We start from the raw sequence: 23,016 nt of genomic DNA, 5'->3' as shown, positions 1-23,016 counted from the left end.
AGTGCCGGCCCGCATAGCGGCCGGCACTCTGTTATCCCCCGATTCGCCCGGTGCTTAAGTCCACCACCGCGGGCGTTAGGTCTTCCAGTGGTTGCGGCCGTGCCAGCCGGAAGCCCTGTCCGAAATGAATGCCCAGCGAGCGCACTTTGCGAAGTGTTTCGTCGTTCTCAATAAACGTCGCAACGGTTTCTTTGCCGGTTGTTTCGGCAATTCGGTGCAGGGCATCCACCATAATCTGTTGCACCGGATCACTTTCAAGCTGATGCATAACCCGCTTGTCGAGTTTGATGATATCGACCGGTAAATTGGCCGCCAGGCTGTAGCTTTCCACCGAGGCCCCTGCACCTTCCAGTGCCACGCGGCATCCGATTTGGTGCAGCGAATCACAGAGAACCGCAACTTCGTCGGGATAGCGCGTCGCGTGGGATTCGCGAATCTCCAGACAAAAACAACCGGCGGTAAAAGGCGTTGTAGCCACGGCTTGTTCCATAAAATCGGTAAAAGTGTCATCCAGAACCGATGCCAGAGACAGGTTGAACCCGCAGTATTTCAGGCGTGGCACCAGTAACCGGTGCTGACTCAGCCAAGCCAGGGTTTGCCGGATCACTTGCCGGTCCAGCATTTTGGCCAGGTCGTAGCGTTCGGCCACCGGCAGAAAATGTTCGGGTTTGAGCAAGTCGTTGTCCGGGCCAGCCGGAATGCGACACAGTATTTCGATGTGATCGCCCCAAGTGACGCTGGCCACCGGTTTCAGTGCCTGAAATTCCAACACCAAAGCCTCGTCATCCAGTGCCTGGCGCAGCTGTTGCAGTCGCCGTTCGCTCCCGCTGTCACTGTCTTTTTCCGTTGGTAGGGCATGCGCGGTGTGAATCCGGTCCCGGCCGGAGGTTTTCGCTGTGTGGCACAAATCCGCGGCTTGGCTCAGGAGAATATCGGGTTGTTCCGGGGCATCCTTGTCAATGACGAGCAAGCCGCCGCTGACGGTTGTCTGAAGGACAGTTCCCTGCCACTCGAATTGAAACTGGGCGATTTGTTCTCTGACTTCATCGGCGATGCGTCGCGCCCGTGATTCCGGGCAGTTTTCGATAAACAGGGCAAAAGTGTCTCCGCCCAAGCGTGCGAGTGCGTCACGCTTTCGTACTCGTAGATTCAATGTGCTGGCCAATTCGCGCAGGTAACGGTCGCAGGTGCCCGTGTCGGCGAGCTTGCTAAAGCCGTCAAAATCGTCAATGTCGAGAAACAGCAGGCTGTCGATCAGCTGGCGTTTGTGACGATGGCTGATGGCACGCTCAAGATGAACGCTGAAAGCACGGCGGTTCATAAGCCCCGTGATCGGATCATGCCGCATGCGATGATCGCCGCCGCTGTTTTGCAGAACCCGACTGCTGATGTCTTTGCCGATACGTACGGCACCGAAAACTTCGCCGTTGTCGTTGCGGATTCGTTGAAAATGGAGTTCGAATAAAGATGACGATGCCCCGTCACTGAACAGGGGCATCTCGGCGACGAAGTGATCGCGTTCGAACGCTTTCTGCCACAAGCTTTCCATCAAGCGACGTTCATTGGGAAAATCCTTGAGCAAAGATTTCAAGTTGTCCCCTAACTGCGGCTCCAGGTCGAAGGCGGTTCTGAATTGTTGTTCCCAAGCGGAATTGAAGTGCAGCAAGTTAAAGTTCGTGTCGATCGCCACCACCAAATCAGGAGTAGCGGTTGCTATGGCTTCGAGCAGGCGCTGAGCCTGTTGTTTTTGCTCGTCGTGATGCATGGCAGAGCTATGGTTGACGAGTACCCCGCCTATTCGGTGCACACGCCCGCCACTTTTTAGTGCGCGGCCGGTTAATGTGGCTCGCACCAGCCGTTGCTTATCGGTCATGATGGGCAGCTCAATGCTGAAGGCTTGGCCGGAGCGCATGCACCGGCGAATTAACGCACGTACCCGGTTCTGATGGGACTGGCAGTAAAATAGCGCTTGTTCTGGAGAAAGGTTGGCGCTTACGCGCAGTTCAAGTAACCGGTACATGGCCTCAGACCAAAACACGTCATTGGAAGCCACGTCGAGTTCCCAAAAGCCGAAGTTTGCGCTGCGCTCAGCCAGCGAGAGCAAGCGGCTGTCCACTTTTTTGCTGTCTATCTGCGAAATGGCGGCGCGGGTTTCAGGATTGCTTGGCAGCGTTTCGAGCCTCAAGCCAAGTGATGCCGTGAAGAAGAAGCCCTCTTTGTGCTTGAAGGTGACCAATACCGTCTGACCATCGGCCAAGCGATGGCGGTGGGCCGGAGCGAAAGGGTCATCCTGGCGGGAGGCCAGAATGTGTTGCACGGACAGGCGCGAGAGTTCACTGGCATCGTATCCGAACATGGCTTCTGCATGTCTGTCTGCATGAGTAATGCGACCGTCAACGGCCACTCGGAGCAGCGTCGGGTGGATAGCGGGCCCGGAAGGGTCGGGGCGATAGCGTTGGATCAGGAACTCTTTCAAAGCGCAGATGCCTCGTGATGATCTGGCGGTGCCGGAATCCGCCCGGAACCGAGTGTTCTTATGATAGTTCGGCTGAGTTACGACAAACGTCTCATCATACTGGCTATCCCGATGAAAAAAACCTCTTGCTCAAAGCATTGTTTTGATAAGGCTGTGACCTCGCGGTACGGGACGGGACTCGGGTATACTTCGTCTATTATTCACGCAAGGGTAGATGTATGCAGACGATGAAAGCGCTTCGGTTGGGCTATGCGGCATTGTGGCTGCTAGCCATATTCGCCGTGAGTGGCTGCGGACAGAAAGGCCCGCTGTACCGGGAAACACCGGTGGCGGTGGACGTTTCTGACACCGCCTCGAAAGAGCCGGCAATAGACTCGGATGCCCGCGACACTCAGCAAAAGTCGCGCTGACATTTACCTCACCTAACGAGTTCAGGAAAAGAATGGATTATTTTAATTACCGCGATGGCGAACTCCACGCCGAAGATCTTCCGGTTGCTCGGATTGCCGAGCAGTTCGGTACTCCGGCTTACGTGTATTCACGTGCAACTCTGGAACGGCACTACCGCGCCTACGACGACGCGTTGAGCAATCGCCCGCATCTGGTGTGCTATGCCGTAAAAGCCAATAGCAATCTGGCCGTGCTGAACGTATTGGCTCGGCTTGGTGCCGGTTTTGACATTGTCTCGGCCGGTGAGTTGGAACGAGTGCTCCGGGCCGGTGGCGATGCCAGCAAAGTGGTGTTCTCGGGTGTGGGTAAACAAGAGTGGGAAATGAAGCGGGCGCTGGAAGCCGGTGTTCGTTGCTTTAACGTAGAGTCTGATACCGAACTGGATCGCTTGAATGCGGTGGCCGGTGAACTGGGCGTGAAAGCGCCGGTTTCCTTGCGGGTGAACCCGGATGTGGATGCTGGAACCCACCCCTACATTTCCACCGGATTGAAAGAAAACAAGTTCGGCATTGATATCGCCGAAGCTCCGAAGGTCTACGCTCGTGCGGCGACTTTGCCGAACCTGGATATCAAAGGGGTGGATTGTCACATTGGATCACAGCTGACCACCGTCGCTCCGTTTCTGGATGCACTGGACCGGGTGTTGGCGTTGGTGGATGCCCTGGCGGAGCAAGGCATCAACATTCGTCACCTCGACATGGGTGGTGGGCTGGGCGTGACCTACGATCAGGAAACACCGCCTGAGCCCTCCGAATACGTGAAAGCCTTGTCTGAGCGTATGGGTGACCGTGAACTGGAACTGATTCTGGAGCCCGGTCGTTCGATTGCGGCGAATGCCGGTATTCTGGTGACCAAAGTGGAATTCCTTAAGTGCACCGAACATCGCAACTTTGCGATTATCGATGCGGCTATGAACGATCTGATTCGTCCGGCACTCTACAGCGCCTGGCAGGCCATCGTTCCGGTGAAGCCCCACAACGACGGCGAAGAAAAGATTTGGGATCTGGTGGGACCGGTTTGCGAAACCGGCGATTTCCTTGGAAAAGATCGCCCGTTGACCCTAAAGGCGAACGATTTGCTGGCGGTTCGGTCAGCCGGTGCCTACGGATTTGTGATGGCTTCTAACTACAACACGCGCAACCGTCCGCCAGAGTTGATGGTTGATGGTGATCAGGTGCACGTGGTGCGTCGCCGGGAAACGCTGGATGACCAGTTGGCCCCGGAAAGTTGCTTGCCAGAATGAGTGGGGAGGCCGAGATGACGCAGCAAAGGCGGGGCCAAGGCCCGTTGCTTCGGTTCACCAAAATGCACGGGTTGGGTAATGACTTCATGGTGGTGGATGCCATCAGTCAGCAGTTTCGCCTGAATCCGGAGATGATTCGCGAACTGGCTAACCGGAATTTCGGCATTGGTTTCGATCAGTTGTTGGTGGTTGAGCCACCGGGGCTGCCGGACGTTGATTTCCGTTATCGTATTTTTAACGCGGACGGCTCGGAAGTCGAACAGTGTGGCAATGGAGCGCGGTGTTTTGCCCGCTTCGTCCGGGATCAACGGCTGACCAACAAACGCGTGATTCGGGTACAGACCGCGAAGGGCATCATTGAGCTACGAATCAGCAAAGACGGCCAGGTGCTGGTGAATATGGGCGTGCCGGAGTTGAATCCGCCGGCTATTCCTTTTGCGGCCAATTCTGAGAAGACAGTGTATACCGTTGATGTTGAGGCGCAGACGGTGGAGCTTTCAGCAGTGTCCATGGGCAACCCCCATGGGGTTCTGGTGGTCGAAGATGTCGATACCGCGCCAGTATCAACCTTGGGACCCTTGCTGGAAAAACACCCGCGCTTCCCGGCCAGGGCCAACATTGGTTTCCTGCAGATTATTGATCGCGGTCATGCCCGTTTGAGGGTGTTTGAACGTGGTTCAGGTGAAACTCTGGCCTGTGGCAGCGGCGCCTGCGCCGCCGTGGTAGCCGGCCGATTGCGCGGTTTGCTTGATGAGCGGGTGACAGTGGAGCTGAGAGGTGGCCCTCTGGTGATTGAATGGCAGGGTGAAGGGAGCCCTGTTATGATGGAAGGCCCTGCCACAACAGTCTTTGACGGCCAGTTGCGGCTGCCGGGCGACACCCCGCCCCGCCGACGGAAAAGCTCAAGAACGTATAAAAACAGGGCCTGACGGTTCAGGAGAACGTGATGACAGAACAAACGGCCCGCCAGAAGGCCGGCGAACTTACCTCGGAGCAGGTTGCGGAGTACCTTCGCGCCAACCCTGATTTCTTTCTCGATCAGGATGAACTGCTGCGCAGTTTAACCTTGCCCCACGACAGTGGTCGCGCGATTTCGTTGGTTGAGCGTCAGGTTCACCTGTTCCGGGAACAGCGAGATACCTTGCGCAGCGAAATGATGGAGTTGGTATCCATCGCTCGCCACAACGACCGATTGTTCGAAAAGAGCAAGAGGTTGCTGATGCAGGTAATAGAGGCCAAGAACCTGCAAGACATGGCTTCGGCCATCGATGACAGCATTCGAGGTGATTTCGGCTTAGATGCGGCATCAATTCTCTTGTTCGGTGATGTAAATAAACTGGGCCAGTCCCATGGCGCGCTGCACATTGTGGGTAAAAGTCAGGCGGAACAAAGGTTGGGCGCATTGTTGGATGGTGACCGGGCGGTGTGCGGCCAGTTCCGGGAGACTGAGCGGGCTTTCCTGTTTCCGGATCGTGATGAGCCCATCGCTTCAGTGGCTTTGGTGCCGCTCCGTTACGAAGGGTTGGTGGGTGTTTTTGCGGTCGGTAGCTGTGAATCCGGGTATTTTGACCAGAACATGGGCTCGCTGTTTTTGAGCTACATCAGCGACACGCTCAGCCGTTTGCTGCCGCCGGTATTGAAACGCCACGGTTCCGATGCGGCAAAAGTGGCCGAGCTGACAGTGGAAAGTGGCCAAGGGTGACCAGCACCGGGTCCGAAGATCGAATGCCAGAGGCGCTTTCTGTGCCGCTGGCAGATTTTGCAACTCATTTATCCTCCGAAAAACGCCATTCCCCGCGCACCTGCGAACATTATCTCCGGGACTTACACCGGTTTTGTGCCTGGTTGACCTCGGTCGATATTGACCAATGGGCGGCGGTGACAAGTCACGATGTGCGCCGGTACGTCGCCAACCTGAGCAAAGAAGGACTGGGTGGGCGAAGCATTGCCCGACACCTCTCTTCTATTCGCCGTTTTTACCAGTTTTTGCTTCGGGAAGGGCTGGCAAAAGACAATCCCGCGCTGGACATCCGTGCTCCCAAAAGCGGTCGCCGTTTGCCCAAGGTGGCCGATGTGGATCAACTGAACCGGTTGCTTGAGGTTAATCCGGATGACCCACTCGAAGTGCGAGATTTGGCCATGTTTGAGTTGATGTATTCCTCCGGTTTGCGGCTATCCGAATTGGCCGGCCTCAATTTGGGGGCTTTGGACTTGGCCGGTGGAGAGGTCAAGGTCTTGGGTAAGGGCAGTAAAGAAAGGGTATTGCCGGTGGGCGCGAAAGCCGCCGCTGCCGTCCGCCGGTGGCTTAAATGCCGTGCAGAGTTCGTTGCAGGTAGCGAGCCCGCCATGTTTGTCAGCCAGCGGGGCGGGCGTTTAAGTCAGCGCAGTATTCAGGCGCGGTTGGCACGTTGGGGACGGCTACAAGGGGCTGATCAGCGTATGCATCCCCATATGCTACGCCATTCTTTTGCCAGTCATATGCTCGAGTCCAGTGGCGATTTGCGAGCGGTGCAAGAATTGTTGGGGCATGCGGACATAGCCACGACTCAGGTCTATACTCACTTGGACTTTCAACATCTTGCCCGGGTTTATGACCAAAGCCACCCCCGGGCACGTCGGCGTTCGGGTGCCAGTACGCCCGACTCTGCCGGCAGCGATTCAGCTAGCCAATAATGGAGCACGGCATGGCATCGGAGCAATCCTGGAAGAACAAATACCAACAGGTTTTGAAAGAAGCAGAACAGCAAGAGCAGCGATGCAAGGAACAGCGTGACCTGCTAGAACGTATGCTGGTACGAACCAGTGTCGCCTCCGAGGGCCAGCGGCCTGAATTAGATCGACTGTTAAATCAACTGAGAGCCGATCTTCGCCGAAAAACGCTGAATACCGAGAAGTGGCTCCACTTGCAGGACCAGATCGATCGCCAGATCGCTTTGTTGGATGAACAGGCACCGGCACCTTTTGAAAAGGCGCCGGTTGAGCCGTGTCCAGCTGCTGAAACTGATGATGGTATTGATATTGCGGATCAGGATCACCGCCTATTGATTGCCCGCCGGGTGGGGCAACTGCTCAGCCAAGTGTTGGCGCAGGTCACTCTCGAGCCAGAGGCGGAAACTAAAGCTAAAGAGCTGCAGCAAACGTTGCTTTCCAGTATTGATTGGAGCACGTTACGTGAAAGCCTTGAATCCGTTTCAGAGTTGCTGATTCTGGCAATTACCCGAAACCAACGGGAACTCGAGGCTTTTTTAACGCGCCTCAATGATCGTCTTGAAACCCTGCGAGAGCATTTTTCGTATCAGACGGAGTCTAATTCGTCACGTAAAGATGATACCGAGGTTCTCGACCAGGAAATCCGCCACGAGATTGATTTGGTTAGTGACGACATCAGAAGCAGCGACGATCTGGATAGTTTGAAACGTTCTGTAGGGCAGCGATTGGATCAGATTGGCAGTGCTTTGGGGCGTTTCAAAGCAAAAGAAAGTCAACGGGAACGAATGATGGCGGAGCAACTTGAGTCCATGCAGCAGAAAATGGCGGCGATGGAGGCAAGTTCCGCACGCATGCAGGAGCAAATCCGGCGAGAACGAGCCCGAGCTATGACCGACCTGCTAACTCAACTGCCAAACCGTGAGGCGTGGCAAGAACGGCTGCATTTCGAATACAGCCGTTGGCAGCGTTATGGCCATCCCTTAACCGTATCGGTTGTCGATATCGATTTGTTTAAACGGATTAACGATACCTACGGTCACAAAGCGGGTGATCGTGTGCTGCAATTGGTTGCCCGTGAGCTTCAGGGGCGCTTGCGCGCCACAGATTTCATTGCCCGTATTGGTGGTGAAGAGTTCGCGCTTCTGTTACCGGAAACCAGCATGAACGAAGCAGTTTCGGTGTTGAATAAACTGAGAGGCTATGTCGAGAAACTGCCATTTCATTTTGGCGGCAATCCGGTCAGCATTACGTTTTCTTCCGGACTGGCGCAGTTTGGCCAGGGTGATAGCGAGGAACAAGCCTTTGACCGTGCTGACCGGGCGTTATACCGAGCCAAAGCGACGGGGCGGAATCGGGTCGTAGCAAATTAATGAGCCGCAAGGGTGGCTCCATGAGGGTGTGCAGTGACGTTTTTTCTCCAGTTTGTGTTGTTCCTGTTGGTAAGCTTCTCGACCGCAGCGGCGCAAGCTGACCCACCACAAGAGTCCCCCGCGCCCGTATTGGGCCTTGAAGACTTGATGTGGCTCGGGGAGCTCGACACCCTTCGAGTCGGCGTCCGGCAAACGCAGATGCCGCTGATTTTCGAAAGCGGGGACGGTCAGCTAGTCGGTTTGTTGGCGGATTATCTGGATCTTCTTTCCCGAAAACTGGACCTTCCGGTTGAACCCTTTCTGCTGGATGGGCAGGAACAGCCTGCCGATCTGATGCTTACCACGCGTGTGCCGGGCGCACCCGTAATACCAGGGTTGCGGCACACCACACCGATCATGAGCCTCACTTACGGCGTGTTTGTGAATGCGGGCGATGCGGGTTTCCGGACATTGACGGATCTGGAATCGGCTAATGTTGCGATCATCGGGGATGATCCCAATCAGTTTCCTTTGCTTGATCCCGTTGATAATTTTACCCCTGTTCCGGTGGATAATCTGGGCGAAGCCATCAGTCAGGTGCTGGCGGGTAACGCGGATGCTTTTTTGGCACCGGTGCCGGTTGTATCCGACTACCTTGAATCAACAATGGTCAATGGAATCGGGCTGGCTGTTCTGCTGGACAATCGGCCGGTGGAAGTGGTGCTTCAAGTGCCGACCGATGAGCATCAGTTATTTCGAGTCGCCGATAGAGCGGTCTTATCGATTAGCCATACAGAGCATCGCGAAATCCGGCAGGCCTGGTTGCAAAGCGATTTGCCGATGCTGGAAGGCCGGGGTGTGGCCTTGACCGCGGCGGAAAAAAGTTGGCTGGAGAAAAATCAGGGTCTGGAAGTGGGGTTGCGCCGGGATTGGCCGCCGTTTGAGTTTCAACAAGATGGCCGGCCGGCGGGCCTGGTTGCCGACTTGATCGGGCGGCTGGAAGAAAATTTAGGCGTTCGGTTCAACAAGAAAATCATGGATACCCGGGCGTCTGCAGAAGACGAATTGAAGGCGGGTACCGTGGATATTCTGCCCGGGTTGTCCCGAACACCCCGCACGGAGCAGGAATATCTGTTTACCCGTGCCTACGTAACCGTACCCATTGCCCTGGCCATTCGTGACAGCGGGCGTTTTATCGGCGATCTGCGTGAACTGCGTGACGAAAAAGTGGGTGTTGTTAACCGGCAGGCCAGCCATGATTATTTACTGATTAACCACCCGGACCTTGATCTGTACCCACAGGCCACCGTGGCCGATGGGTTGTTGGCGTTATCCAATGGTGATCTTGATGTGATGGTGACACACATCCCCGCGGTCAGTTATACGGTTGCACGGTTAGGGTTGTCGAACCTCAGGATCACCAGTATCACGCCGTATCAGTACGATTTGCGTTTAGCGGTACGCAAGGACAGCCCGGAGCTGCATCGAATTTTGAATAAGGCGTTAGGCAGTTTGCCGGAGTCTGAGGGTGAGGCCGTCTACAACCGCTGGATTCATTTGGATATCGAGCAGGAAACCGATTACACGGTTGTCCGGCGGATCATTCTGATAGCGATCGTGGTTGTGCTGATCTTCTTGTACTGGAACCGCAAGCTGTCGCTGGAAGTGGATGAACGTATCCGCTCGGAAAACGCGCTGCGGCGGAGTGAAGACGAACTGCGGGCCGCCAAGCTGGAAGCCGAACGATTGGCCAGAGAAGCCGAGATGGCGAACCGGGCGAAAAGCGAGTTTCTTGCCAACATGTCCCACGAGATCCGAACACCGATGAATGCGGTGATCGGCTACAGTGACCTCCTGTATAACTCTGTGACCGACCCGCAGCAGCGAAATTATCTTAATGCCATTCGTGCCGGCAGTCGCAGCCTGCTTATGCTAATCAATGACATACTGGATTTGTCCAGGATAGAGGCCGGCAAAATGCGATTGGATTTTGCGCCCGTTTCTGTACGCCGCTTGTTGAGCGATGTTCGTCATATTTTCGACCTTAGGGCAACCGAGCAGGGCATAGCTCTGGAGGTTAGTGTCGGCGCGGGCTTGCCATCGGCGATGATGCTCGATGAAACGCGGCTGCGACAGGTGCTGTTCAATTTGGTGGGCAATGCCATCAAATTTACCCACGAAGGCGAAGTCACCGTGCGTGTGGTGGCCGAACTGCTGGAAGACCATGACGAGAGCGATGGCGATGCCCGGTATTACCGAATGGTTGTGACCGTAAAGGATACCGGCATCGGCATTGCCCCTGATCAGCAGAGTCGCATCTTTGATGCCTTCGAACAGCACGAAGGTCAAAGTTCCAGACGATACGGCGGAACGGGCTTAGGGCTTGCGATCAGTCGCAAATTGGTGGAAATGATGGGTGGCGAGTTAACGCTCGAGAGCGAGGCCGGTGTTGGTTCAACGTTTACCATTGTGTTGCCGCGGGTTGAAGCCACCGGGGAAGAAGCGGAAGACGAAGGTACACCGGAAGAATCGGAGCGTTTGCTGGCTCAGACCATGAGTATGCAAGAACGAGGTTGGTTACGGGAAAGCCTCGCAAGAGATTTTGGCAACGAATGGCAAGACGTTCGGGAGAGCGGCGACCCGGAGCAAATGAAGGACTTTGCCCTGAGAATTATTGATTGGGGACAACGCCATCGCTCACTCTCCGTTACCCGTTACGGAGAAAAACTGTTGGCAGATGTGGAAGCCTTCAATCTGGATGCAGTGAACACTGCGTTGGAGGCATTTCCCCGTATACTGGGGCAAAACTAGAGTTGTTACAGACAATCGAACTGAGATTGCCGATCAAAAGCCACAGACACCATGTCGTATCCGGAATCTGACAGCGATCGCATCAGTTGCTGGTCCTTGAACATGGTCATGCATACTTGGTGTACTTTAGCTTGTAGCTTCTCTGTCGACGGAAGGCTGCCTTTAAAGCGAAAGTCCACGACCAGGTATTTTCGGTCGACATCTGCGCTCGCGGGAATGTCCTCGCGCTCTATGCTTTCATAGCCGATGTAGGTGACTTCCGTGCTCGGGAAGACCTGTTGCATGAGAACGTCCAGATTTCCGGCTTGTGCATAGGAGCTTGTCGCACCGGATAGGAGTGCCCAAGACAAGGTGAGGGTTCGAATTCGCATAGGCGTATCTCAAAGGACGTTTAAAACGACACCGTAACCAAGTGTAAACTTTAGTTACAATTAATTATTGCAGAGAGCGCCGGTTTTTTCTGCTTAAAGCGGTGGTATTTTTCAATTGTTTGCAATGCTGACACAATTTGAGCTTGCAGGCCGTGTGCAATGCATTGAGCGTGTCTCCTGCAGCAGTGTTTTCAGCTATGATGAAACCGAGCACCCTGAAAAGAAAAATGAGGTAACGTCATGTTCCAGCTCGTATTCAAGGGCGAATGCACGTCAGGTACAGATGTGCAGACCGCCCGTGCCAACGCCAAAGCGTTGTTCAAGGCCAGTGTTGAGCAGCTGGACCGCATGTTCAGTGGTCAGGCGGTGGTGATCCGGAACAAGCTGGATCAGGAGCAAGCCGAGAAATACCAAGCGGTACTCAAGAAGCATGGCATGGTAGTGCACGTTCAGCCGATGGCAGTGGCCGGCCGACCGGCATCGGCCCCGTCCGGCCAAGTTGCGGCAGCAAACAAGGCTGAAAGCGCAGGTTCAGCGCCACAAGGTAAAGCTCCGGCGCCAAAAACCAAGTCAGGGAAGGCTCCAGACGTCGAGCCGGGTGACCGTCTGCCCGTCGCTGGCGAAAAAGTGGATGACATTCTGGCTGGCTCGGACCTGAGCCTCGATCCGGTCGGGGTGACGCTGGTTGAGCATCAGGAAGTTGAAGCACCGATGTTTGAGCATTTGGATGAGTGGAGTATAGCGCCGCCGGGCTCTGATCTTGGCGTGAAACGCGAAACACCGCCCCCCATCGTTCCGGATACCTCCCACATATCGTTGGCCGACGATGACAAATCCAGCTAATGCGAACTGACCTATTTTGAACCTATCATCAAGAACGCTCGTTCTGTTTGCTTCCGTGCTGGTGTTTTCTGCGCTGCCAGTGCTGGGTGCTGTCCAGGAGGAACCCCGCCCGAAAGTGGGATTGGTGTTGAGTGGTGGCGGAGCCAAAGGCATGGCCCATGTGGGTGTGCTCAGGGTTCTGGAAGAAATGAAGGTGCCGGTGGATATGGTTGTTGGTACCAGCGCAGGCTCCGCGGTTGCAGCTTTGTATGCGTCTGGCATGTCGGTGGATGAAATCGAACAGCGCTTCATTGACCTGGACTGGTTGTCCAGTTTCAGGGATGACCCGGGTCGTGCTTACAAGCCGGTTCGTCGCAAACAATCGGATTGGCGCTTACCCATTTCGCCAGGAATCGGAGTCGACACAGAGGGTGTCCACGTCGGTGGGGGGTTGGTCACCGGTCAAAATCTCGGTCTGATTCTGAACGAACTCACCAGGGATGCTGCGTTGGTGGACGATTTTGATCAACTCCCCATTCCGTTCCGAGCGATAGCGACGGATCTGGAAACCGGCGTCGAAGTGATCATTGGTAGCGGCAATCTGGCGGAAGCCATTCGTGCCAGCATGAGCATTCCAGGCGTATACGCGCCGGTTGAGCGTGGCGGCCGTTTATTGGTGGATGGTGGTGTGGCCAATAATTTGCCCGTTAGTGTAGCCCGAGATATGGGGGCCGACATTATTATCGCGGTGGACATCACCGACCCGTTGCTGAAGACCGATGAATTAAAAGAAGCATTTTCCGTCGTTGGCCAGCTAACAACACTGCTGACCCGCCGGAATACGGAAGATCAGCTCGCCTTGATAACAGATAACGACGTACTGATTCGGCCCGCGCTGGAAGGGTATGGCTCGGCGGATTTTTATGATGGCCCGGTGCTTTTTGAGCTGGGGGCTACCGCAGCCCGGGAACATGCCGTGGAGCTTAATCGCTTAACTGTCTCGGCGGAGGAGTGGCAGGCTTTTCGAGATGGTTTGGAGCAACCTGCGGAGTCTGTCGGGCAGAAGGTGGCGCGAATCCAGTTCAAAGCGGGTCGCAGATTGTCGACCGAGTTTCTCAAGGAACGGATACGTCAGAAAGAGGGCGAGGTACTGGACATCGAGCAACTCGAGTCTGACCTGAAACGAATCTATGGGTTGGGGTATTACGAAACCGTGTCCTGGTCTTTGCGGCCCTCGGAAGATGGGGCAATTCTGGACATTCAGGCCCGCGAGAAACGCTGGGGCCCGAACTACCTCTCTTTTGGCTTGAACTACGAAGACAATTTCAACGGCGGCACGCAGTTTAACCTCGCGTCAGGGCTCCGCATGACGGAACTTAATCGTCTGGGGGCGGAGTGGCATACCGGTGTGCAGCTAGGCACAGAGCCGTGGGTGCGCACCCAGTGGTATCAGCCTCTGGACTTTGGTTACGAGCGCTTTGCGGTGATCGGTTTAGAACACAACAGGGACGAGTACAGTGTCTACGAGAACGGTACCCGTATTTCTGAAATTGATGTCACCCGGACACAGGTAGATGCCGCAATAGGCATGGAGCTGGGCGGCGATGGCGAAATCCGTGTCGGTTATGTTCGAGGCTCTGCGAGAGTGGAGGATTCGGTGGGTGAAAAAGTGGCACCATCGGGCCGGATTAACCAGGGCTACGCTAAAGTGCAGTTGGTGCACGACTCGCTCAGTGATTCCTTTTACCCGAAATCGGGTGCTTTTGCGGGAATCCGCGCCCGTTTCGAGCGGCCTGGATTAGGTTCAGATCGGGATTTTGACTCCGTGACCAGCATGTTGCTGGGAACCACCAGCTGGCAGCGTTTCAATATCACCGGGTTGTTGTTCACGGAGCAAGTCGTGAGTGGTGAGTCGGGTATTGAGAACGCAGCTCGTTTAGGCGGTTTCAGGAGATTGTCGGCCTATGCGGCAGGCGAGCTGAGTGGCAATGATGCGGCATTGGCCGCGGCCTATGCTCGACGGGAGTTTGGTGGCCCGTTTATGCCCTGGTTTGCAGGCGTTGGGTTTGAAACGGGTAATGCATGGGACAGCATCGACGATGCGCGTTGGAATAATTTAGTGCGTTCGTGGAGCCTGTTTGCAGGCGTCGATACCTTTGTTGGACCGGTCCAGTTCTCTGTTGCCTACAACAACGAAGATGACTGGACCGCCTACATGAACATTGGCTTCTCGTTCACCCAGTTGTTCTACTGAGTCAACGCCGTCAGCACCTGCTGGCACTGTTGCAGAGCATAGCGGTGAAGAATCTCCACCAGAGCTTCTTCGTCCCGGGCTTTGATCGCTTGTATGGATTGATCCATATGGGCCAAGTTATCTTCAATTACTTGCCTGCCACCGTGGCGGAAGGCCACAAACGCACATCGCTTTGCGGAAGGCCATAAATCGTCGATGGCAGAAACGATGAAGTAGTTGTCTGCGTAAACCAGCGATGCCTGGGTGTATTCGATACCTAGTTCCAGAAACGCCAACAAGTCGTTTTGCTCGTAGCACCGTTGCATCTTTTCGCGCAGTGATTCCAGCCGTTCCATGTCCTCGGGCTGCCACTGCCGAACTAGTTTCCGGCCGGTATGGGTGAGGTAAAGCTCCAGCGTTTCATACAAACTGTGCACGAAATGCTCATCCAGGGTGGTTACGAAGGCACCTTTGCGCGGAACGTTTTTCACCAGATGCCGCTTTTCCAGCAACAACAGACCTTCCCTTACGGAGCCCAGACTGACGTTAAGCTCCTTGGCCATAGCGCTTTCGTAAATGCGTTCGCCGGAGCGCAGCTGCCCGAAGGCAATCAGGTTCTCAACGTGGCGCGCGACTTGTTCGGTCAGGGTTTCTTTCGGCTTGAATGCGTTCATGGGCGTTATGTGGCTACTTCGACAGTTGTCAGGAACGCCATATTCGCACAAGCCCAAACTGAGAACCAGTTCAAAGCAAGGGTGCGAGCAGGCGAACGGTGCGACACCATAATCGGAACAGCAGTGAACGATCTTCGTAATCACTTTCGGTCATCAATCGGCAGTGTTTCAGATCGTCTTCCAGCATCTCTGTCACTTCCTGAATGAAATGAGGGCTGGTATTGATGGCCATAATTTCAAAGTTCAGGCGCATGGAACGGTTATCGAGATTCGCGGTGCCAATCGACGCATAGCGGTCGTCTACCAAAACGACTTTCTGATGCATGAAGCCGGGTTGGTAGCGGTAGATTCCGATACCGGCCTGACGTGCCTGAATGAGATAAGAGTACGCCGCGACTCGGATCAGCAGACTGTCAGACTTTTCGGGAATCAGTATGCGGACATCAACCCCGCGCAGAGCTGCCAGCTGAAGGGCGTTGATGATCTGCACGTCCGGCACAAAATAAGGGGAGGCAATCCAGACACGGGTTCGGGCGTTATTGATGCTGTTGAGGAAAAACAGCGCACAGGTTTCCCAGGTATCCGCCGGGCCGGTCGGCAACACCAGAACTTTGTCCTCCCCGGGCGAGGTAAAGCTCGGCGACCAATCCAGCTCAGGTTTGGTGTCACTGGCCCAGTTCCAGTCCTCCAGCCAGGCCAGTTGCAAACCGGTGACAGCCGGCCCCTCGATTCGGCAATGAGTGTCGCGCCAAGGTTCTTGATCCATGGCGGTGCCCAGGTACTCATCGCCGAGATTAATGCCCCCCACGAAGCCAGTCTTGCCATCACAGACCAGCAGTTTTCGATGATTTCGGAAGTTGATCTGAAAGCGGCGGCGGCGAATGTTGCCTTTGCCAAAGGAAGCGACTTTGGCGCCGGCCTCTTCCAACTCCTTGAGCCAACGGCGTGACAGCGAAAGACTACCGATATCATCGTAAAGCAGCCACACCGCGACGCCTTCGGCCAGTTTGCGTTCCAGAATCGCTTTGATGCGTTGGCCAACGCGGTCGGAGCGGACAATGTAGAACTCAAGCAGGATGTAGTGTTCAGCGTCTTCCATAGCCTGAAAGAGCGCATCGAAGGTGGCTTCGCCATCTTTTAGCAGGGCCACGTTATTGCCGTTGGTAAAGGGCTGGCGGCTTAATTTACACAAAACCTGCAGCTCATCGCCGAATTCTTCCTGATTCGGCTCCGGTATTGAGGTGGTCTGGCATTCAAACTCTTCGAGAAGACCGCTGAGAGCTTTGTTACCCGAGCGCCGGGCCTTCATGTAGCCGCCAAAACGATAGCGGCCGAAGAGGATAAATAATGGCACGGTTACATAGGGCAAGGCGATCAGCGTAGTGATCCAGGCAATTGCGCCTTGCGTGGTACGGTAGGTCAGCAGAATGCGATAAATGCAGGCCAGCGCGGCCAGGTAGAGCAGCCCAAATGGTATTGCCAGTAGGGTGAATGTGTCCTCGGTCATGATGGGCTGTCCTTGTGTTCGGCGCGAAATTGGGCCGGTGCAACGCCAGTCCAGCGCTTGAATGCGCGGCTGAAAGCACTAAGTTCCGAAAAACCAAGCAGAAAAGCAATCTCGCCCAGTGCGTACTGATCGTTGGCGACGTACCGGAGTGCTTTGTCCCGGCGAACCTTCTCAACCAAATCCTGAAAGCTTAACCCCTCTTTCTTCAAACGGCGATAAAGGGTTTGCCGGCTCATGTGACATTGACGGGCCAAGGTATCGGCGTCGATTTTGTCAGTCGCCATCTGTCGGGATATGAGCCTACGGACCTTGCGGCTGAACGAGCGCCGGGTCTGGAGTTTGGCCAGCACGGCATTCACTTGCTTCAATACTGCGGAATACACATAAGGATTTCGGTTTGGAATGGGATGATCCAAATGCTCACTGGAAAAGGCGAGGCGGGTAATGCCACAGCCGAAGACAACGGGGCTGCCAGATAGTTTTTGATATTCCTTCGCATAGGACGGTTCCGGGTGCGCGATTTCGAGCCAATCTGCCGTGATGCCTTTGTGAATGAAGTGTCGGGTTCGGCAAATAGCCGCTGCCAGCGTGCGATCCATATCCAGGCGAGAGTAATAATCCGGGTTGTCAGGCTGCCAGGTCAGGATTGCTTGAGTGGGTGTTTGCTCGAAACTGAGAGTGACCGACTCATTAATCAAGCGGTACAAGCGAACATACTGGATGACAGCCTCGCCTAAGGTGTCGCAATTAAAAAACACATGCCCGACCAGCCCCATCCGCTCGGGATCGATAATCCGGCCAGTATCAAGACCGATAGCCGGGTTTCCGGTTAACTTTTCGGCCCGCTCCCAAAGCCGGTAGTGGATGGTGGCGGGAATGCGAAGGTCGGGGTCTTTCAGCTTATCGAGTTCCAGACCGGTTTCACGCTCGAATTCGGCACGGTCGAGTAGCCCTCGAGTATCCAGATAGTGCACCAGCGCGAGCGTGCTGGAAGCGGCAACTTGCGGAATATCGGCATTGTCTGGGCGGACATCAGTCATGCGAGTGCCTGAAATGTGTGGGTTCAGTAAAGAATGTTACAAAATGTCAAGTGAATGGCACGGCGCGTCAACGGCCAATCACTGTTAAGACGATAGCATGTGTGGCATCAGGTTGAAGTAACCGAAAGGTCATATTGGAGGTATCGCATGGAACAGGAAATCTTTGTACCGCACAGTCAGAGTGAACGCGAAAACGTTATGGCTCTTGCAGAGTACCTTGGTGGTATTTACTACTGCTAAGCAATCAGGCGTACGGACGACATGGTTAGAGCCGGGCTACATGCCCGGCTTTTTTGTGGCCGCTAACCTGCTGAAATTTGTTCTTGCTCCGATATCTGGCGATGGTAGTGTAGTTGGCTACATTCTATGAGCCGGAGACTGCCCCACTATGAGTGTTGAACTGAATCACCGGATATCCGGGCAAGGCGAACCGTTAATCCTGCTGCACGGGTTGTTTGGTTCTCTGGAAAATCTGGGTGGTGTTGCCCGACGACTGGAAGACGGATGGCATATCCATGGCCTGGACCAGCGCAATCATGGCAGCTCTCCCCACACGGATGAAATGACTTATCCTGCTATGGCTTCCGACGTGGTGGCTTACATGGATGCCCAAGGCATCGATAAAGCGCATCTGCTTGGCCACTCCATGGGAGGTAAAGTTGCGATGCAGGTGGCGTTAAGTTACCCGGAGAGGGTGCTAGGGATCATCGTTGCGGATATTTCCCCCGTTAGCTACCAGCCACGTCACGACGCCATTCTTGAAGGTATGAAGAATTTGGACCTTCGGGGCGTAAAATCGCGAACGGAAGCGGATTCCCGCCTGGCCGAGTATGTTGAGACGCCCGGTGTACGTCAGTTTCTGCTGAAAAATCTTGAGCGCATTCCCAAAGACGAAATCGAGCAGGACGACCTTCTGTTTCGGTGGCGCTTGAACCTGCCTGTGATCGATGCCAGTTATTCGAACCTTTCAGCTGCACCCGAAGGTGACGGCCCATACGATGGAGCGGTTCTGTTTATCAAAGGGGCAGACTCCGCTTATATCCAGACAAAGCACCAAGACACGATTCAAACCTTGTTCCCTAACGCCGAACTCAAAATAATCGAGGGCACCGGGCATTGGTTGCATGCGGAAAAAGCGGATACTTTTGCGACCTTGTGTCGGCAATTTCTGGAGCAGTAACCGCTCACCGTCCCGAGACCTTCTTGAGGTTTGCTAAGGTTAGGGAGTCCTGATCCGTATTAGCGACGCTTAAGGAAGAACAATGACAAGAATAAAGAGTTGTGCACCATGAAGTGGTTGTTGATTGCCTTGCTGGCATTGTTTCTGTTGTTTGGCGGCTTTTTATTGACCCCGTCTCCTGTGGATAGCAAAGCCTGGCAGGCGCCCAAACCACCGCCAATGACCGGTGCTTACGTCCCGAACGGGTACTTGCGCCAAGCCGAGTTGTTGGCGAAAGGGCAAGTGTATGGCCCCGAAGATACCACAGTGGGAACTGACGGAGTGCTGTACGCCGGAACCCAGGATGGCAAGATCATTCGCGTGTTCCCGGACGGCAGGGTGGATGACTGGCTTGAAACCGGTGGCCGACCATTGGGTATGGTGATGGATCAACAGGGCAACCTGCTGGTGGCAGACTCCGGCAAGGGATTGTTGTCGATTACACCGGAAGGCGAAATCAATGTACTGAGTCGGGAAGCAGCAGGCACGCCGTTCCGGTTTACCGATGACGTGATCATTGCACCCGATGGGCGGGTCTACTTCACCGATGCCAGCTCCCGTTTTGGCCAGCACGACTACCTGTTGGATTTGTTAGAAATGCGCCCGCATGGCCGCTTGCTTCGGTACAACCCGAGAACCCGAAAAACCGAAGTGCTGCTGGCTAATTTGTATTTCCCAAACGGTGTCGCCGTTTCCCCTGAAGGCGATTACGTTCTGGTTAACGAAACCTGGAAATACCGAATTCTGAAATATTGGATTGCAGGCCCGAAAGCAGGTCGAACCGAAGTGTTTGCCGATAACCTGCCGGGGTTCCCGGACAATCTGGCCATCGACCATGAGGGCCGATACTGGGTCGCTTTTCCTACGCTGCGCAACGCCCAAATTGATGCCATGCACACCAAGCCTTGGTTGAAGGATCTGGTGGCAAAACTGCCGGACAGTTTAAAGCCCAAGCCTCAAGAATACGGTCTTGTGGTTGCCTTTGATGCAACCGGCAAGGCACTGCTCAGCCTACATGACACCAAGGGCACGCACTTACAGGAAATTACCTCGGTGAATCCTCACAATGGCTATTTATATTTTGGCTCGTTGCACAACGACCGAATCGGCAAACTGTCGTTACAGGCCATTCCCGGTATTGGTGGCAACCATGACTGATCTGAAAACGCGCCGGGTAGAAATTCTGCTAGGCTGAACTTGAACCCGAGCGCCTTTGTAGGCATCTGATGCGAACCCGTCTGGAGAAACCGATGGCCCCCACTGAATTAACGGAAGTCGAAACGATGCGCCAAGTGGTTTACGACCGATTTGGCGACAGCGGTGTGCTGCAGGTGGTTAATGCCCCGATTCCGGAGCCCGGAGAGGGCGAAGTGTTGATTCGTGTTCACGGTGCCGGGCTCAACCCGATTGATTGGAAAACCCGTCTAGGCATGGGCTTTGTCGCTACCCAAATTGAAAACGATCTGCCGTGGGTGCCGGGTTACGATGCCGCTGGAGAAGTGGTAGCGGTGGCCGACGATGTCACCACCCTTGCCAAAGGCGACCGGGTGATGGGCATGATTGGCTTCCCTGTGGCGGGCGGTGCCTATGCGCAGTTTGCCGTTGCACGCGCCGATGAGTTGGCCATCGTGCCAGAAGAACTGGATTTGGTAACGGCGGCAGGCGTGCCTTTGGCGGCGCTTACAGCCTGGCAGGGTTTGTTTGAGTTTGCCCGTTTAGAGCCGAATCAAAAGGTGCTGATACATGCGGGTGCTGGTGGGGTTGGTCACTTTGCAGTGCAGTTTGCATTGGCTCGGGATGCCCACGTCATTGCCACCGCGTCTGCTGGTAATCGGGACTTCTTGGCGGAATTTGGCGTTCACGAAGTGATTGATTACCAAACTATGGATGTTGCCGATCAGTGTTTCGGGCTGGATGTGGTTTTGGATCTGGTCGGGGGCGAGGCAGGTAAGCGCTCACTGCACACGCTAGGCACGTCCGGTGTTTTGGTCACCATCCCGACGGTGACCGCTGATGAGGTTGTCAGTGCGGCAGAAGCGATGGGCGTTCGGGCCCACGGAATGCGTGTGCGCCCTGATGTGTTTCATCTTGAAGAAATTGCCGAGCTTATTGAAGATGGAGACGTGCGGGTGCACATTGATAAAGTGTTCGCCATGGAGCAGGTGCGTGAAGCCCATGACCTTCTGGCAGAAGGTCATGTTCGCGGTAAGCTCGTGCTCGATTGTCGCTAATCTCCGCCTGCCTGCGGTATTAATCGTCAGGCTGCTCGTCCGGGTTCTGGTTGCCGTTGTTGTCCCGCTCCTTTTGGGGCTGCGGGGGAACAAGGCTGATCAAAACCCAATCATCCTCGGGTTCCAGTGATTCCATGTCTTTCACCGGATGAATGTGCTCTTTGCTGTCGATGATAAACAGTACCAGAGCCTGCTGCTGATATTGCTCCAGGAACTGCTGGTAGCTGAATTCTTCGCTGAGCTGGGTGGTTTTAACGTTGTATCCCTGGCTGACCAGGCTGGCGAGCTTGGCGTAGCTCACTCCGTCAAAAATCCCTCGGGTACGTTGTACCTTACCAGCCGTTTGCAGCCGGGCTTTCTGATCTTGGTCGCCCTCGGTTAAACCGAACACCGAGGTGTCGCCGAACCAATCCATGAAGTGGTAAGTGGCCAGGCTGTTCATCTGTTTGTAGGGTGAAAGAATCAGCAGATTACCGATACCGGTCAGGTCCATATGGGTTGCGGCGTGCTCCGAAGCCGGGTTGCCAAAGTAAACCGGCAAATTTTCCATTCTGGACTGGCGCACGTTCTCCCAGTTGGTGTCTGACAGCATCACCGGAATCTCGTGTTTCTTCAGCGATTGTGCAATCAGCCGGGCAATGGGGTTGGCACCAAGAATCAGGAAACCGTGCGCCGGCGGTTCTTTTACACCGAGAAGCTTGGCGATCGGGCGGGCTGTCAGGCTTTGCAGGGTGACGGTGGTGATGATCAGCATGAACACCAGTGGCACCAGAGTTTCCGCACCGTCATAGCCGAGCCGTTCGAGTTGGAAGGCGAACAGGGCAGAGACAGCAGCCGCAACAATACCTCGGGGAGCAATCCAGCTCAGGTACAGCTTTTCACGTAAGTTCAGTGACGTGCCGATAGACGAAAGGAAAATACTGATCGGGCGTGCGATGAACATCAGGCAGGCGAGAACCGCTACCAGTCCCCAGCCCAGATTCAAAATGGCAGAAAACTCGACCCGAGCAGCCAGAATGATAAACAGCGCCGAGATCAGCAGGACGCTCAGGGATTCTTTGAACTCCAGAATGCTGTCGATTGGCACCCGCTTCATGTTCGCCATCCAGATGCCCATCACGGTCACCGTCAGCAGGCCGGATTCATGAGCCATTTCATTGGAAATGGCGTAAACACCCAGCATAAACGTGAGTGTGCCGGCATTGTGCAGGTACTGCGGCAACCAGTGCTTTCTCAAGGCCTGACCGTTCAGATAGCCGGCGATGGCACCAATGATGAAGCCGACAACCAGGGTTTTGCCGAAGATATAGAGAGAATGGCCGAATACATTGCCCTGGCCCCAGGACACAATACCCTCAAACACCAGAACCGCCAGTAGTGCGCCTACCGGATCAATAATGATGCCTTCCCAGCGCAGAATGTTGGAGAGCTTGGCGGTGGGGCGCACGGCCCGCAGTAACGGTGCAATCACGGTGGGGCCCGTGACCACGGAAATAGCGCCGAACAAAAGCGAAACTTCCCACGACACGTCCAGAATCCAGCGTGCCGCCAGTGTACCGATGGCGCAGGTCACAATGGAGCCCACGGGCACAAGGTTGCGTACCATCTTGCCGTGACCTTTGATCTCGTCGTAGCGGAGCGTCAGGCTGCCTTCAAACAGAATGATGGCGACCGCAAGCGAAATCACAGGGAACAGAAGATCGCCGAAGACTTCTTCGGGTTGGAGGAACCCCAGTACCGGCCCGGCAATAATACCGCCAGCTAAGAGAAAAAGAATGGCGGGCATGCGAACCCGCCAGGCAAACCATTGGCAAAGCAGAGAGCTGATACCGATACCGGCAAGAATCAGAGCAGTACTAGCGGCCATAAGGGGTTCCGGTT

General features: G+C 55.0%; 18 protein-coding genes. 12 read left to right on the top strand and 6 right to left on the bottom strand.

The window, feature by feature from the left end:
* Nucleotides 1-31 precede the first annotated feature (31 nt).
* On the bottom strand, nt 32-2,476 hold the full coding sequence (locus DOQ08_RS10280) for an EAL domain-containing protein (protein WP_114334843.1): 2,445 nt from the start codon (nt 2,474-2,476) through the stop codon (nt 32-34).
* A 218-nt stretch (nt 2,477-2,694) separates the two neighbouring features.
* Here DOQ08_RS10280 and lptM point away from each other — a divergent pair, with 218 nt between their 5' ends.
* From lptM to DOQ08_RS10245, 7 genes are all read left to right on the top strand, one after another.
* Complete coding sequence (gene lptM / locus DOQ08_RS10275; protein ID WP_227537597.1) at nt 2,695-2,886, top strand: LPS translocon maturation chaperone LptM; 192 nt, start codon at nt 2,695-2,697, stop codon at nt 2,884-2,886.
* A 32-nt stretch (nt 2,887-2,918) separates the two neighbouring features.
* Nucleotides 2,919-4,169 carry a diaminopimelate decarboxylase gene (lysA, locus tag DOQ08_RS10270; RefSeq protein WP_114334842.1) on the top strand — a complete coding sequence of 417 codons (1,251 nt, stop codon included), beginning with the start codon at nt 2,919-2,921 and terminating at the stop codon, nt 4,167-4,169.
* A gap of 14 nt (nt 4,170-4,183) precedes the next feature.
* A complete protein-coding gene (gene dapF / locus DOQ08_RS10265) occupies nt 4,184-5,098 on the top strand; it encodes a diaminopimelate epimerase (RefSeq protein WP_114335473.1) in 915 nt (304 codons plus the stop codon).
* A 17-nt stretch (nt 5,099-5,115) separates the two neighbouring features.
* Entirely contained in the window at nt 5,116-5,871 is a 756-nt protein-coding gene (locus DOQ08_RS10260) for a DUF484 family protein (RefSeq protein ID WP_114334841.1), read from the top strand.
* Between the two features lie 23 nt (nt 5,872-5,894).
* Entirely contained in the window at nt 5,895-6,842 is a 948-nt protein-coding gene (gene xerC / locus DOQ08_RS10255; RefSeq protein WP_114335472.1) for a tyrosine recombinase XerC, read from the top strand.
* Between the two features lie 11 nt (nt 6,843-6,853).
* Nucleotides 6,854-8,248, top strand: coding sequence for a GGDEF domain-containing protein (locus DOQ08_RS10250; RefSeq protein ID WP_114334840.1), 1,395 nt, complete (start codon nt 6,854-6,856; stop codon nt 8,246-8,248).
* 147 nt (nt 8,249-8,395) lie between these two features.
* Nucleotides 8,396-11,038, top strand: a complete 2,643-nt coding sequence (locus DOQ08_RS10245; RefSeq protein WP_114335471.1) for an ATP-binding protein — start codon at nt 8,396-8,398, stop codon at nt 11,036-11,038.
* Nucleotides 11,039-11,043: 5 nt separating this feature from the next.
* Here the strand turns inward: DOQ08_RS10245 and DOQ08_RS10240 are convergent, their stop codons facing one another.
* Complete coding sequence (locus DOQ08_RS10240; protein ID WP_114334839.1) at nt 11,044-11,409, bottom strand: hypothetical protein; 366 nt, start codon at nt 11,407-11,409, stop codon at nt 11,044-11,046.
* 240 nt (nt 11,410-11,649) lie between these two features.
* Between DOQ08_RS10240 and DOQ08_RS10235 the strand changes: the two genes are divergently transcribed.
* Nucleotides 11,650-12,252, top strand: coding sequence for a hypothetical protein (locus tag DOQ08_RS10235; protein WP_114334838.1), 603 nt, complete (start codon nt 11,650-11,652; stop codon nt 12,250-12,252).
* A gap of 151 nt (nt 12,253-12,403) precedes the next feature.
* On the top strand, nt 12,404-14,485 hold the full coding sequence (locus tag DOQ08_RS10230; protein WP_114335470.1) for a patatin-like phospholipase family protein: 2,082 nt from the start codon (nt 12,404-12,406) through the stop codon (nt 14,483-14,485).
* Here the strand turns inward: DOQ08_RS10230 and DOQ08_RS10225 are convergent.
* The 3 genes from DOQ08_RS10225 to DOQ08_RS10215 all read right to left on the bottom strand — a co-directional run bounded on the left by DOQ08_RS10225 (nt 14,479) and on the right by DOQ08_RS10215 (nt 17,685).
* Nucleotides 14,479-15,138, bottom strand: coding sequence for a GntR family transcriptional regulator (locus tag DOQ08_RS10225; RefSeq protein WP_114334837.1), 660 nt, complete (start codon nt 15,136-15,138; stop codon nt 14,479-14,481). The genes DOQ08_RS10230 and DOQ08_RS10225 overlap by 7 nt on opposite strands.
* Nucleotides 15,139-15,208: 70 nt before the next feature.
* Nucleotides 15,209-16,645: a cardiolipin synthase gene (cls, locus tag DOQ08_RS10220; protein WP_114334836.1), complete on the bottom strand. Its 1,437-nt coding sequence runs from the start codon at nt 16,643-16,645 to the stop codon at nt 15,209-15,211.
* Nucleotides 16,642-17,685 carry an AraC family transcriptional regulator gene (locus DOQ08_RS10215; RefSeq protein ID WP_114334835.1) on the bottom strand — a complete coding sequence of 348 codons (1,044 nt, stop codon included), beginning with the start codon at nt 17,683-17,685 and terminating at the stop codon, nt 16,642-16,644. The genes cls and DOQ08_RS10215 overlap by 4 nt, the downstream gene beginning before the upstream one ends.
* 388 nt (nt 17,686-18,073) lie before the next feature.
* Here DOQ08_RS10215 and DOQ08_RS10210 point away from each other — a divergent pair, with 388 nt between their 5' ends.
* The 3 genes from DOQ08_RS10210 to DOQ08_RS10200 all read left to right on the top strand — a co-directional run bounded on the left by DOQ08_RS10210 (nt 18,074) and on the right by DOQ08_RS10200 (nt 21,135).
* Entirely contained in the window at nt 18,074-18,865 is a 792-nt protein-coding gene (locus tag DOQ08_RS10210; protein ID WP_114334834.1) for an alpha/beta fold hydrolase, read from the top strand.
* 108 nt (nt 18,866-18,973) lie between these two features.
* Entirely contained in the window at nt 18,974-20,062 is a 1,089-nt protein-coding gene (locus DOQ08_RS10205; protein ID WP_114334833.1) for an SMP-30/gluconolactonase/LRE family protein, read from the top strand.
* Between the two features lie 92 nt (nt 20,063-20,154).
* Entirely contained in the window at nt 20,155-21,135 is a 981-nt protein-coding gene (locus DOQ08_RS10200; protein ID WP_114334832.1) for an NADP-dependent oxidoreductase, read from the top strand.
* A 19-nt stretch (nt 21,136-21,154) separates the two neighbouring features.
* Here the strand turns inward: DOQ08_RS10200 and DOQ08_RS10195 are convergent, their stop codons facing one another.
* Nucleotides 21,155-23,002, bottom strand: coding sequence for a cation:proton antiporter (locus DOQ08_RS10195; protein ID WP_114334831.1), 1,848 nt, complete (start codon nt 23,000-23,002; stop codon nt 21,155-21,157).
* Between the last annotated feature and the right edge of the window lie 14 nt (nt 23,003-23,016).

Source organism: Marinobacter litoralis (genome assembly GCF_003336705.1).
Classification (GTDB): domain Bacteria; phylum Pseudomonadota; class Gammaproteobacteria; order Pseudomonadales; family Oleiphilaceae; genus Marinobacter; species Marinobacter litoralis.
The sequence above is the reverse complement of the archived record's forward strand: the minus strand, read 5'-3'. Positions and strand labels throughout refer to the sequence as shown.

Coding starts and splice junctions, on each gene's coding strand:
- lptM (WP_227537597.1), top strand. CDS start 2,695: ATGCAGACGATGAAAGCGCTTCGGTTGGGCTATGCGGCATTGTGGCTG.
- lysA (WP_114334842.1), top strand. CDS start 2,919: ATGGATTATTTTAATTACCGCGATGGCGAACTCCACGCCGAAGATCTT.
- dapF (WP_114335473.1), top strand. CDS start 4,184: ATGACGCAGCAAAGGCGGGGCCAAGGCCCGTTGCTTCGGTTCACCAAA.
- DOQ08_RS10260 (WP_114334841.1), top strand. CDS start 5,116: ATGACAGAACAAACGGCCCGCCAGAAGGCCGGCGAACTTACCTCGGAG.
- xerC (WP_114335472.1), top strand. CDS start 5,895: ATGCCAGAGGCGCTTTCTGTGCCGCTGGCAGATTTTGCAACTCATTTA.
- DOQ08_RS10250 (WP_114334840.1), top strand. CDS start 6,854: ATGGCATCGGAGCAATCCTGGAAGAACAAATACCAACAGGTTTTGAAA.
- DOQ08_RS10245 (WP_114335471.1), top strand. CDS start 8,396: ATGTGGCTCGGGGAGCTCGACACCCTTCGAGTCGGCGTCCGGCAAACG.
- DOQ08_RS10240 (WP_114334839.1), bottom strand. CDS start 11,409: ATGCGAATTCGAACCCTCACCTTGTCTTGGGCACTCCTATCCGGTGCG.
- DOQ08_RS10235 (WP_114334838.1), top strand. CDS start 11,650: ATGTTCCAGCTCGTATTCAAGGGCGAATGCACGTCAGGTACAGATGTG.
- DOQ08_RS10230 (WP_114335470.1), top strand. CDS start 12,404: ATGGCCCATGTGGGTGTGCTCAGGGTTCTGGAAGAAATGAAGGTGCCG.
- DOQ08_RS10225 (WP_114334837.1), bottom strand. CDS start 15,138: ATGAACGCATTCAAGCCGAAAGAAACCCTGACCGAACAAGTCGCGCGC.
- cls (WP_114334836.1), bottom strand. CDS start 16,645: ATGACCGAGGACACATTCACCCTACTGGCAATACCATTTGGGCTGCTC.
- DOQ08_RS10215 (WP_114334835.1), bottom strand. CDS start 17,685: ATGACTGATGTCCGCCCAGACAATGCCGATATTCCGCAAGTTGCCGCT.
- DOQ08_RS10210 (WP_114334834.1), top strand. CDS start 18,074: ATGAGTGTTGAACTGAATCACCGGATATCCGGGCAAGGCGAACCGTTA.
- DOQ08_RS10205 (WP_114334833.1), top strand. CDS start 18,974: ATGAAGTGGTTGTTGATTGCCTTGCTGGCATTGTTTCTGTTGTTTGGC.
- DOQ08_RS10200 (WP_114334832.1), top strand. CDS start 20,155: ATGGCCCCCACTGAATTAACGGAAGTCGAAACGATGCGCCAAGTGGTT.
- DOQ08_RS10195 (WP_114334831.1), bottom strand. CDS start 23,002: ATGGCCGCTAGTACTGCTCTGATTCTTGCCGGTATCGGTATCAGCTCT.